Raw genomic sequence first — 12,200 nt, 5'->3', positions numbered from 1 at the left:
AAATTCTTATTCTTTTTTTTTATTAAAGAGGCAAGTTTTGATAGTTCCTATCGAGTTTCCAGTTTCCAGTTTCCAAATTATCTATTCCAGAGTTTTGATACATACCCTTTAGATAAACCTAAAATTTTAGTAATATCTGTTTGCGTAGCTTTATTTTTCTTAGCCCGTTTGATTAATTCATGTAAAAAATGTTTTTCATTTATTTCGGTTGCTTTATGTGACAGAATAGTCTTAAAATTTAAAAAATAAAATTCATTTATTGAAATTGCGAGTTCTACACTTTCTTTAGTGATTTTTGATTGATAGTTTTGGTTTTTCGAATTTTTAACAAGATGAGTTATTAGAACTAATTTGTATATGTTAATTTGCATTTTTGCATTGTATTCCTTTTCCTGTTCAGGTAGTATCAGTTGCTCATCTATTAACCTTTGTAAGTAATTGTAGATTAATTCATCGGCTTCTTTGTTTAGTAATATTTCTAAAGAGGTATTTTGATCTTCAATAGCGCATCGATAAGTTAGTAAATTGTTCAGCGACTCATTGTAATTTATTTTTACTTTATCTGAAACTTTGTTTCTAGATAACTTGTTGTTATTAGTTAATTTTGTTGTGTAGAGAATACGATCTATAAAACCACTTTCTAAATTGCCGTCTGCAAAAAGTTTATTAATAAACTCAGTTTGTATTGACCCTAAAAGTGAAGGGCAAGATTTTTTTAGTCTATAGCTTTCTGTTGTTTTTCTTGCAATGTCTATATGGTGGTTAGTATTTCCCTGAAGTAAAAATGTTCTCCAATCTTTGCCTTCATTACTATTTTTACTTGCCATTTTTTCAATTAGGAAAGATAACTCATCAATATATATACCTATCGAATAAGGATTTTTACAATGGGTATACATTGCGGCTTCAATGGTAGCATTTTGTATTAATAATTGTTTTCTATTATTTTGCTCTGTAGGCATACTAATAGATTCAAGAGCCTTTTTCTCCATTATATAGTTATCGTACTTATCATTGTCATAAGTGTTCAATGGTGCTGTTGCTAAGCTCATAGCAGGAGATTTAATATCTCCTCTACTTCCAATTAGGGCAAAATACAAGTTACTGTAATTTGTATATCCTCTATGCTTTATATTGAAAGCTAAACCTGAGGCATTACAGTAAGCAAACAATATAGAACTAAATAAGTATTCTTTTGGAATACGCTTGTGTGTGAATGATTCTTCAATTATTTGACTGATTTCTGATGGTAACTTAGAAATTATGTTTTCCAAGAGTTCTAACGCTAATGTCTTATTACTTGGTTCTATTACCGACTCAATTTCTTTATAGCTCATTAATAAAATTATTTAATTGTTTTGTAATAAGCTCATCGATTTCTTCAGCTTCCCAAGCATCTTTTAAAAAGAGGTCTTTAAAATTATATTGGGATAATATGGGATTTAATTTCTCTAAATTTGTCAATTTAACATCTGCTGTGATAAGAGCTGGATGTGTATGAATGTCTATACCAGCCCTTTTTATCACTTTATATTTATATTGGTAATTAATTACACTGGTAAAATTTTCTAATATGATATTGTAAGGCGTATTTAGTATTTGATGTAACTCTGAATGAGGTATTGAGCAACCAATTGTTGTGTCATATTTTTGCACTAAAAGTCCTAAATTATATGTATATAATTTTTTAAAACTTTGGTTCAACGATATGTTTTTATCCATAGTTTTATTTACATATTTTATTATACAGTTGAATGCCTTAATATCATTATCTGTTACCCTAAGGTTATTATTTTGTTCTAGTCTTTTGCTAAGACTAATAATAGCATTGTGAAGATTCATAATTTCCTGATTATTTAAATTGGTTCATTTTTTTAAGAGCTAATAAGATTTCACTCTTTTTGTATCTCACTTTAGTACCAATTCGGTATGCAGGAATTATATTGTCCTTTGAATATTTCCATAGAGTAACAAGAGAAATGGACAACATTTCAGCAGTTTCTTCTCTTGTAAGAAGTTTTTCTGAGTCAATATTATTTTTATTGTCATCATCTAATGCCTTCTTTAATTCAAGAACTATTTGAGGGATAAAATCCGAAGATTGTGTGTTTTCAATTTGAAGAATTTGTTTTTTCATTACCTTATAATTTTTGATTCATAAGGCAAATTTAAAAGCAGTTTAGTCCATTTTAATGACAGTAATCTGGCAAATTTTTTAACAGATTATACTTTAGCTATTGTTTATGCTGGCAATTTCATTGTCAAACTCGACTTTTAATTTTATTATGTGCTTAATAATTTTAGCGTGTACTCTATTAGCTAATTCCTTTCTGATTCTTTTTTCGTTAAGTTGAAAAACGTTATTTATAAAATTCAGATAATCTTTAATAGCTATTTTGGGTATAAAAAAACCATCTCTTTTTAAAATGTCGAAGTAGTAAGAGAAATCAGTTGGTTTCATATCGATGGACTTGCAAACAAGGTAAATATGAAATTCACAATTATAAGCATTTTTGAAGACTTTAGGGAAACGATTTATATTGTGTATAACATTATATAAATTTGGACTAGGGATGTATATATCTTTATTTTCTATATTCAGTTGATGTTTGCTTATCAATTTTTCACAGTACGAGCCGTATCGTTCTAATTGGAACCAATATCTCCAATAGTTTATGTAATTAAAACTTTCCTCTTCATCTATTATATTTTCAATTAAATTTAGTTCATCTTTATTGTTTATTCCTCCAACCAAATATATATAGATTGTTATTGGAGAACACATTATTTGACGATTAATATAATTAACCCAATCCTTAGATTTAGTCTTCTCAAGGCAAAGACCTTCAAATCTTAGTTCATACTCGTCATCCTCTAAAGTAAACCTATTCTCAAAATTTTTATATTCAATTTTATAAGATTCTCTAATTATATTAGCCCATAAATCTCGATCTAGAGTTTTTTTCAGTTCGAAATGTAAGGCTTCAACACTATATTTAATGGTATTAGGTAATTCAATTAATTTTTTTATGCTTGTGTAAATTTCGTTGTATATAACGTCGTTTAATTCATAAAATTTTCCTTGAAAACCAAAGTGATTTCTGATAATAGGTTTCACTTGTTTCCAGTAAAATTTATCATCATCACTTAACTCGCTTTTAAATTTAACTACATTTTTTTCTATTAATATTTTAATACCCTCCTTAGTTAGTTTTGTAAAGTTAATTTCTAAATCTTTAAGAACTCCTTCAAAATTATTTTTCATTAATTAAATTTTGGTTATTCCAATAATCGCTTAGCATTTTTATATGTTCATCTTCTGATGCCTTAATGTATACTAAAAACTGTTTTGTGCTTTTATGACCTGTAGCCTTCATAATTATTGAGGGTTCAAATCCTTCTAAAAATAAGTTAGTAGCCAAACTACGTCTGCATATATGACTGCTAACTAATTGATGTTTCGGATAAATCCCTAGCGTTTTTTTCTTAGCATTCTTTTTTAATCCAGAGCCATAGGTAGGTGTATCAATTTTCGCCTCTTTGCATACTTCCTTAATGTATTTATTGAACTTTTGATCTGAAATTTTATCAGGTAATTTTCCTTTCCTTTTTTTAAGGATAGCTTCAAATTGCGGGTGTATCGGAATTGTTAAGTTTTGGTTGGTCTTAGTAGTTGTTATATTAATAACATTATCTAAAATGTTTTTCTTTTCAATTTTCAATAAATCACTTATACGTAATCCTGTTCTAAGGCCAATAATGAAGAGGTCTCTAGCATTGTTAAGGCGCTGTGAATAACTAAAGTCAAAGTTGTAAATTTTATTTATTTCAGATTCATTTAAATAAGTATCAAACGTTTCATTTTTTGGGATATCAAATTTAGGACTCTTGAATTGCGGGTTAATTTTAAATCCTTCTAATTCTATTTCTCTACAAAAAGTTTTAATTCTAGAGATTAAATTACCAATTGAGTTATTATTTAACTTTTCAATGTCTCTACAATATGTAATAAATTCTCTGTGAAAATCTAAATCTATATCCTCAAATCGATATTGAGTTTTTTGATGTGCCTCAAATGCAACAAGTTTATTGAGGACTGATTTATAATTCTGTATTGATCTTTGTTTAAGTTGTTGCCCTCTATGTAATCTATTAGGAGCATTTTTTACATATCTCTGTACCCAAGGAACGAAGTACAGTTTGTGTTCTTCATTTTTATCTACTCTCCCAAAGAAGTTAGCAACACTTTCTTTGAGCCAAGTTTTAGAAATAATTTTGTTGTTGCTATAATCTTGGTTGTACTGGTCAACAATAAAGATTTCTAACTTGTTAAGTTTATCGTTTATAAAATCAAAATTTGTTGCTGATGGTTTTATTTTTAGTCGTTGTTTTTTTTCTGACCAATCTTCAAAACTAACGCTAATTCCAGTTTTTGTTTTTTGGTCAATCCTTTTACTATCCCAAAAACGTACATAAATACTAACGTATTTTTTTTTACCTCTTATGACGAAATATTTTAAATTCACAACTAAATTTTTGCCGATATTTTGCCGAAAAATAGTTAATTCTATTGAATTTAACTTAATCTTCTTTAACTTATTTTTTAATTCGAATAACTCAAACTCATTAATTATAGGGTGTTTAAGTTGTTTTTGCTCTTTTTACCTTTGTTGCAAAATTAACGCTAGTGATTCCCACCTCGAGTACAATAAAAAAGCCTTGATAGTGATATCAAGGCTTTTTAAGTTTTTAGACTTATTCTGCTATAAAAATTAAAGATATTTTATAGTTGTCTTTGTCTCCACTAGCAAACACCATTCTGTTTTCTGTTAGCTCTATAAGATGTAAGGAAAAAGAAGTAGTTTTGACAAGATCTTCAGTTACTTCGCCTCTTATTATAGTTATATATAAGAGCCCTTCATCTTCATAAAAACGATATTCCGCTTCAGCAATTTCGTTATCTCCGTAGTAACAATTTTCTAATCCCGCTACTACTTCTATAATTCCGTCTGGTTTAAAAGTGTAAATATCATCTACAAGACAATCGTTTTGTTTACTTTTTTGCTTGTAATTATAATCACTGTAATATGCTTCTAATTGCCAGGTTTTAGAGCTATTGTTGTGCATAATGCTTAAGTCTTCTTGTGTGTATAGTTCTTGACTGGCGTCGTCGTCATCACTACTACAAGAGGCTGTAGTTATTAAAATAAATAATGATAATAGTAATAGTTTAGAGTTATTCATAAAATAAGATTTTTGGTTCTGTGTGTCTTAACCAATTATTGTACCACATATGTTTTTTTAGTTTAATTTTTTAGAATTTTTAAAGTGGTAACATATATTTTACTTAAACCGTTTTTGGCTTCTTTTACGTAGTTTGTAAAATCTAAAACTGTTTTAAACTCTTGTGGTTTTAAATTTTTTCTTTTACTGGTGAAGTATAGTTTTTGGTTTTCTTCATCATAAAAAGGACAATACTCCATGTATTTTGTGTTTATAGGAAGACCTAAGTTTGTGGCTTTAGCCCAATTGTTATTTTTGTCTTTTTTAGAAATGTATAAATCGCCACTTCCTTGACCGTCTGCTGTGTCGTATTTTGTAAATAACAAAAAGTCTTCATTTTTAGATACAAAGGCATTAAACTCATAACCATCACTATTTATATTTTCATTTAAAATAACAGGAGGTTGGTATGCGCCTAATTTCCACTCACAAAAATAAATATCGTCTTTACCTAAGCCATCTGGTGATGCCATTGTAAAGTACAAATTGTTGTTGCTACTTACTGTAGGGTAAAACTCATCTAAACTAGAGTTTACAGACTTGCCTAAGTTTTTTGGTTTAGACCAACTATTGTTTTTGGTATCTTTATCTACATACCAAATATCAAAATCTTTTTTTTGTTTGGTGGTATCATCCAAAGGCCTGTCTGATACAAAAAATAGCCTATTTTGATCTGGAGATAAAAAAGGTTCTAGATACATAAACTCATCACAAAAAGGTAGTAGTTTGGGTTCTAACCATTGGTTGCCTTCTTTTTTTAGTGTTACTATTTTAGAAATTTCTGCAGAAGGACTCTGTATTGTAAAATAAGCTTCATTACCGTTTTTAGAAATGCAAAAATCGCGCACATTATAAAATTGATCTAGTTTTTTGCTAAACGTAGTAATGTCATTTTCAGATTGGCCACTTAATAAGTTTGAAAATAAAATTAAAGCTAATAACAGTATAATTTGTTTCATAGTTTTTTAAATATAAGCCAAAAAAAATCCGAAGCTCAGGAACGCGTGCAACAAAGCTTCGGAAATTTTAATAATAAGGTACTGTTTATTTTTATAACAGCATTTTTTAAGTGTTATTTCTTATCTCCAAAATAAGAAACACCGTCACCGCTTAAGAAATCTTCTCTAACAGGACTAAACGTGTCTATAAGCATACCTTCTTCTAGGCAAACAGCGCTGTGCAGTAGATTAGGTTCTATATAAACACCATCTCCTGCTTCAACAATTTTCTTTTCACCATTAATTTCAAATTCAAACTTACCAGATACACAGTAGGTAGCTTGCGTATGAAAGTGTTGGTGTGGAGCACCTAGTGCACCTTTGTTAAACTTTACTTTTACCATCATAATTTGGTTGTCATAACCTAAGAATTTTCTTGACACTCCTCCGCCAAGTTCTTCCCATTCTAAATCCTTTGTGGTAATAAATTTTTTACTAAATCGTTCCATTTTTTATACTTTTTAATGATTGTAGCAATATAATTTATTTTTAAGTATAAATATTGGTAATACTTTGTTTAATTAAACAATTCATTAGCTTTTATATTTTCTTGTTGCTCTTTAGTTGCATATTGCCATTGGTAGCTTTTAAATCCAAATAGCTTAGCAACAGTATTTGCTGGGAATGTGCTAATAGAATTGTTATAATGTGTAATAGAGGTACTAATGTATCTTCTGCCAGCTGCAATTTGCTCTTCAGACTCGTTCCAACTATACTGTAAGTTGGTAAATTGTGAGTTTGCTTTAAGTTCTGGGTAATTTTCTACTTGTATCATTAAATTTTTTAAAGCCTGACTTCCTTCTTTCTCTATTGCTGGGTCTGAGTTAGATTTTGATGATCTTAGCGCCGTAATTTTTTCTAATGTACCTTTTTCATAAGTCATATATTGCTTTACTGTTTCAACCAAATTGGGTATAAGGTCGCTTCGTTTTATATAGGATGCGTCTAATGATGAAATTGAGTTTTCAATTTGGTTTTTGGCCCTTGTCATTTTATTAAAAATTGAAATGATTGTAATGACTATAACTGCAAGTACTACTAATGTTACTATTATTCCTGCTCCCATTTTAATTGTTTTTATTCCAGATGTTAATGTTTAATTTTAAATCGTCTATAATTGATAATTGGTTGTGTAAATTAGAATAAAACTCTAATAAGAGTTCATTGTCATTTTTACTTAAAGATTTAAATCTTCCAGGTTCAAAATTATTTAAACCGCTATTATTTAAGATTGATATTCTATTATTTTTAAAAGAGATAAATAAATCTCCTTTGGTTCTATTGGCTATTGATTTTATTTTGTCCATTAAAGCCGGAGTTAAAATGTACCTAGCTTCAGTTTGGTCATTACAATACACATTAAATAATTTAGAAAACTCTGGGTCTTCTAGCATTACTTTAGAGCCAAAATCATAACTAGTATACATATCTATATCTGTGGTTCTTGTACCTGCCATTCCTAGTGTTAAGGTTTCAGAAACAGAATCTATAACCTTCTTTTTAGAAGTTTTCTTTGGAACTAAATATAACTCTGAGCTAAATTTTTTGTTGAATTTAGCAATAAAAGCCTGACCATAAAAAACTTGGTCTGGACCACTTTTTTCACTAGAAAAGTTTTCTTGGTATGCTACATCAAGATCACTCATCTGAAAAGGTACTCCTTTATGCGCTCCCAATATTTGGTCATTGCCATCTATAATGTAATGTTTGTTTTGCAATAGACCAGTTTCTAGTAACTCTGGTAAGGTAATATGTCCGTGTAATACAAAATGAAAATTGGGGTTAATAAAGTCAATCATCGGTTTTAAAATTTTAGTTTTAAAACTATTACTAGAATTAGCAACTGTAACTGTACCTGGTTTAACTTTACTAGTGCTAAGAGCAATTATATAGGCGTATGAAAGTCCAAATGCTATAAAGAAAGCATAAATGATATATTCTGATTTAAATGGAGTGTTTGATAACTGTAGATAAGCATATCCGCCCCCGAAAATAAGAACAATTATGACAGAAAATATAAGGTATTTTATGTACTTCTTTTTGTCTTTGTTTCTATCTTGCTCTAACTGGTTAATCTCATTAAATAATGTAGTATCTATAAATTTTTTAAATTCATCCTTAGGCTTTAGTGGATACTCTATTTCTTCGTTTTTATTTTCACTGGTACTGTATAATTCATCCCAAGCTTTATTTATTTGTTCTGTGTTTACACCACTTAATATTAGCTTTAAATCTGGAATGTCATAGGGTTCAATAGGTAAGTCGTAAGGTTTGTATTTGGTATCTTGGTCTAGTACTATGGTAACATATTCTACAGGAGCTAGCCTTATGTTAATTTTTAAAAGCGGTATTATAATTTTATATACAGTTCTTTGGTCTATGTTAGATGCTATAGTACCATTATCAATTTTAAGAATAAGTTCATCTATTAATTTAGGCCTTTTTGTTAAGGCAATAAGCTTTAATACTGGTGCAGCTAACATAGAAACTAGTATAGCAGGCACAATTAATTTGTAGTAAAAAGGGGTTTCGTCACTATTTGCAGTGTCTGTAATTCCTTTTAGCATATTTTGTATATAGCTGGCAACAGCGTCATAAGCATATACGTATACTAAACTTGCAACAATTGCTATGGCAACTATTATTAATATGAAACCTAATAATGAAAGTTTTTTATCTCTTTGGTGTGCGCTTAACAGTTGTTGTTTTAATTGTGTAGTTGTCATAATTCTTTAATTGGCCTAATAAACGTTGGTTTTTATTAAATACTTAGTGCGTAAATACTTTATTTTTGGGTGATATTTATGTAGGGCAATTTAGTATTGTTTTTATTAATGAGAAAATAGAATACCGAATTTAATTCTTAAATTTTTTACTAAGAGTAAATTATATGTATTATAAGGCTTAAAAAAAACCATAAAAAATGGCTTAAGCTATAGATATATTTATTTTAGAACGTTTAACTTTTTTAAAGCCATAAGAGTTAAATTCATTCTTTTTTTTATAAAAGTATTTAATTCAAAATCTTTATTTGGCTCTAAATTGGTTGCAAAAAAGTAGGTGTCTTGTTTTAAGTCATAAATTAATATTGCTCCTTTAACATTAGAAGAATCAATAATAGCCTTAAATTCTTTTTTTTCTATCTCCAGACTGGTAGCAGATGTAACACTTTTTTCTGTGTTTTTATGTTTTTGTTTACAAGAAGAAATACACAAAACTAAAGATAATGTTATAATTGCTATTTTCATTATTCGAGTAATATAGATTGTTGTTTAAAGCAATATTTAAAGGTTACCACATTGCTATATATGATATTTTTTTATACTCTTTATTTGACTATTAATATACCTGTCACTTTATTAATTTCAAACCCTAAGTTTATACTTTCACCCTTATCATTAATTAAACTATTAGAAGAATTATAGTAGTTAAATTCAGCTCCCAGTTCTAGTTCTAATTTATTATTATCAATATCATTATTATTGTTAAAAATTAGAATATCTCCAAAATCATACATTAAATGAACCTTTTTATCACTATAATATTCTTTGCTGTAAGCGTTATGTAATGCTTTTTGTTTATTATTTTTTAGAGATATTTTTTAGTTTTTTCAAAATCTGAAATTGACATTACTTTATCTATTTTAAAAGAGTCAATTTGATTTAAAGAGAAATCATATTCGTTTTTAAGAATACTTTTTTTTATTTCGTCTAATTGTTTTTGGTTTGTTTCAGATTCAAATTTATCATACCAATACTTTGTTTGGTCATAATAAGAAGCCTCAGGACTAGGGTTAATTGTTTTTGTTTTAAATTCTATAATTGTATCTTTAGTAATAACGCAAAATCCATATTCTATTTTCATAGGACTATAAGCGCCCATTTCGTTTTTTGTAAAACGAGTTTTGCAAAGTATCTCACCTTTTTTATTAATTGAAATAGGTTTAATTTCTGCATGAACATAGGAAGGGCCTGTTGAGTTAGTCATTGATGCAAACAGGAGCAAAAGTATTAGCAAACAGAATGTAATTATACTTCTATATTTCATTTGGATAAGATTGTTTTATTTTAATATTTACTAACAGTTAGGCTTTGGGTAGTTACTAGTTTAAGTACCTAATTTAGCAAATAAAAACCGAATAGAATATTCCGAGAGTGCCAAGGCTTCGGGATTTGTAAGTAGCCACTAGACAGGCAATTAATTACATATGGTATTGGCAAATGTTATTTTTTCAGTTTCTCTTGCGTCTCCTATTATTTCCTTCGGAAAATTGTATAATTCTAATATCTTAATTGCGTTTCTAGTTTTTAATTTTCCTTCTTTTAGTTTATGGTCAAAAGTGAGCTCATTGTTTTCTATTAACTCACTAAAATGAAATAATTCAAAATTCTCTTTATTTAAAATATTGGTTAATTCAATGTCGTGTGTCGAAACTAAAACAACGTTATTTCCTTTATTAAGATATGATAATATAGCTTTTCCTCCCGAAATTCTCTCTATTGTATTAGTTCCTTTAAAAATTTCATCTAATACAAAAAGACAAGGATTTTTACTGTTAGAGGCATCTATTAATTCTTTAATAGTTAAAACTTCCTCAAGGTAATAACTTGTGTTTTCTAATATGTCATCAGTAATTCTTATTGAAGAATACAATTTAAAAAATGGAGCAACATATTCTTTTGCAAAACAAATATTGATTGTTTGTGCTAAAACACTGTTTATTGATACACTTCTAATAAATGTTGTTTTCCCAGACATATTTGAACCAGTTAGTAATAAGCTTTTATTTAATAAATCTAAACTGTTGACTATACAGTTTTTAATCAATGGATGATAAATATCTTTTACAACTAATTCCTTTTCTTCTATAAATTTCGGTTCACACAATTCATATTCACTTGCTTTTAATGAAGCTGTCGATATAGCAGAATCAATTTCGCCTATAAAATGAAACATATTTTTAAGGTCTTCTTTCCTTTTTGTAATTGAATCAATAAAACTATAAAAAATAATATACTCAAAATTTAAAAGAACTTTTATAAATTCTGTTACTATCCAAAAAGCAATTGCAAATTCATTATCAACTTTTTTCTCAAAACTTATAAAAGCTGTTTTTAAACTAATTGCTTCAATTTCTTTTATAAATGAAGTGTTGTTAAAGTGATTTTTAATTTTTGGATAACTGACAAGGTTTTTCGAAACAACAAGTGCTTTAGAAAGTTGGCTTACACCATCAATATAATTTGAAACTTCCCACTTATTCTTATAATGAAATACCATATTTGTTGCAAGTATAGGAATAAGGAAAATGAAAAATATAGGAAAGAAAAAACCTAAAAAAATAAAAGATATTGATAAAATAGATAATGTATAAATTAACCAAATAATTTTTGGTTTTTCAATTGGTTGTGATGTAACTAAACTTTCAAGTGAGTAGGAATCATTAGAGTTTAAACTCGTTAAATTTAATTGAGCTTTTAATCTTAAATCTTCATTTTCTTCAAATAGAAGTGTTAAATTACTAAAATCCTTTAATTTATCTTTGTTTTTAATTGACCTTAATTTGTAATACAGATATTGTTGTCCAATTTTTGAAGAAGTTCTGTCAATTATTTTAAAAGTTTCATTAATGTCTAAATCAGTTGCGCATCTATCAGATATGGTATGAAAGGTATCTTTTTTTTCGTTGTTATTATTAAAATATTTTTCTATTGATACAAAATGAAATTCATCTTTGCTTTTTTGTTTACTCCAATTGTTTACTAAATTATTTAGAGTTTTTTTTCTTCTTTTTTTCTTTCGGTAATTACTTAAAAGATAGAGTAAAATTAAAATGATAATAACTCCTAAAATCCAATTCATATTCTGTAAGGTTAGTTTTTTAACTGTTTACGTGTTTGTATATGGTTTATTGCGTGT

At 27.9% G+C, this 12,200-nt stretch carries 14 protein-coding genes; all 14 read right to left on the bottom strand.

What is annotated here, in order from left to right; genetic code table 11:
• Window positions 1–77: 77 nt before the first annotated feature.
• Complete coding sequence (locus Q4487_RS07595; protein ID WP_303540421.1) at window positions 78–1,337, bottom strand: DUF3987 domain-containing protein; 1,260 nt, start codon at window positions 1,335–1,337, stop codon at window positions 78–80.
• Complete coding sequence (locus Q4487_RS07590; protein ID WP_303540423.1) at window positions 1,327–1,842, bottom strand: hypothetical protein; 516 nt, start codon at window positions 1,840–1,842, stop codon at window positions 1,327–1,329. The genes Q4487_RS07595 and Q4487_RS07590 overlap by 11 nt, the downstream gene beginning before the upstream one ends.
• A gap of 10 nt (window positions 1,843–1,852) precedes the next feature.
• A complete protein-coding gene (locus Q4487_RS07585) occupies window positions 1,853–2,137 on the bottom strand; it encodes a helix-turn-helix domain-containing protein (protein WP_303540426.1) in 285 nt (94 codons plus the stop codon).
• A 93-nt stretch (window positions 2,138–2,230) separates the two neighbouring features.
• Entirely contained in the window at window positions 2,231–3,265 is a 1,035-nt protein-coding gene (locus tag Q4487_RS07580) for a hypothetical protein (protein ID WP_303540428.1), read from the bottom strand.
• Window positions 3,255–4,526, bottom strand: a complete 1,272-nt coding sequence (locus tag Q4487_RS07575; protein WP_303540430.1) for a site-specific integrase — start codon at window positions 4,524–4,526, stop codon at window positions 3,255–3,257. Before Q4487_RS07575 ends, Q4487_RS07580 begins: the two co-directional genes overlap by 11 nt.
• Window positions 4,527–4,755: 229 nt before the next feature.
• Complete coding sequence (locus tag Q4487_RS07570) at window positions 4,756–5,244, bottom strand: hypothetical protein (RefSeq protein ID WP_303540432.1); 489 nt, start codon at window positions 5,242–5,244, stop codon at window positions 4,756–4,758.
• Window positions 5,245–5,306: 62 nt separating this feature from the next.
• Complete coding sequence (locus tag Q4487_RS07565) at window positions 5,307–6,242, bottom strand: hypothetical protein (RefSeq protein ID WP_303540434.1); 936 nt, start codon at window positions 6,240–6,242, stop codon at window positions 5,307–5,309.
• Window positions 6,243–6,355: 113 nt separating this feature from the next.
• The gene (locus Q4487_RS07560; protein WP_100893982.1) at window positions 6,356–6,730 is read right to left on the bottom strand and encodes a cupin domain-containing protein; all 375 of its coding nucleotides are present in this window, start codon (window positions 6,728–6,730) and stop codon (window positions 6,356–6,358) included.
• A 68-nt stretch (window positions 6,731–6,798) separates the two neighbouring features.
• The gene (locus tag Q4487_RS07555; RefSeq protein WP_303540437.1) at window positions 6,799–7,347 is read right to left on the bottom strand and encodes a LemA family protein; all 549 of its coding nucleotides are present in this window, start codon (window positions 7,345–7,347) and stop codon (window positions 6,799–6,801) included.
• 1 nt (window position 7,348) lies between these two features.
• Window positions 7,349–9,007: a DUF3137 domain-containing protein gene (locus Q4487_RS07550; protein ID WP_303540439.1), complete on the bottom strand. Its 1,659-nt coding sequence runs from the start codon at window positions 9,005–9,007 to the stop codon at window positions 7,349–7,351.
• Between the two features lie 219 nt (window positions 9,008–9,226).
• Window positions 9,227–9,529, bottom strand: coding sequence for a DUF5031 domain-containing protein (locus Q4487_RS07545; protein ID WP_303540441.1), 303 nt, complete (start codon window positions 9,527–9,529; stop codon window positions 9,227–9,229).
• Between the two features lie 80 nt (window positions 9,530–9,609).
• On the bottom strand, window positions 9,610–9,798 hold the full coding sequence (locus tag Q4487_RS07540; protein ID WP_303540443.1) for a hypothetical protein: 189 nt from the start codon (window positions 9,796–9,798) through the stop codon (window positions 9,610–9,612).
• A 71-nt stretch (window positions 9,799–9,869) separates the two neighbouring features.
• Entirely contained in the window at window positions 9,870–10,328 is a 459-nt protein-coding gene (locus Q4487_RS07535) for a hypothetical protein (RefSeq protein ID WP_303540445.1), read from the bottom strand.
• Window positions 10,329–10,478: 150 nt separating this feature from the next.
• On the bottom strand, window positions 10,479–12,143 hold the full coding sequence (locus tag Q4487_RS07530; RefSeq protein WP_303540447.1) for a DNA mismatch repair protein MutS: 1,665 nt from the start codon (window positions 12,141–12,143) through the stop codon (window positions 10,479–10,481).
• Window positions 12,144–12,200: the final 57 nt, after the last annotated feature.

The sequence above is a fragment of the Cellulophaga sp. 3_MG-2023 genome (genome assembly GCF_030546975.1).
Lineage (GTDB): Bacteria > Bacteroidota > Bacteroidia > Flavobacteriales > Flavobacteriaceae > Cellulophaga.
The sequence above is the reverse complement of the archived record's forward strand: the minus strand, read 5'-3'. Positions and strand labels throughout refer to the sequence as shown.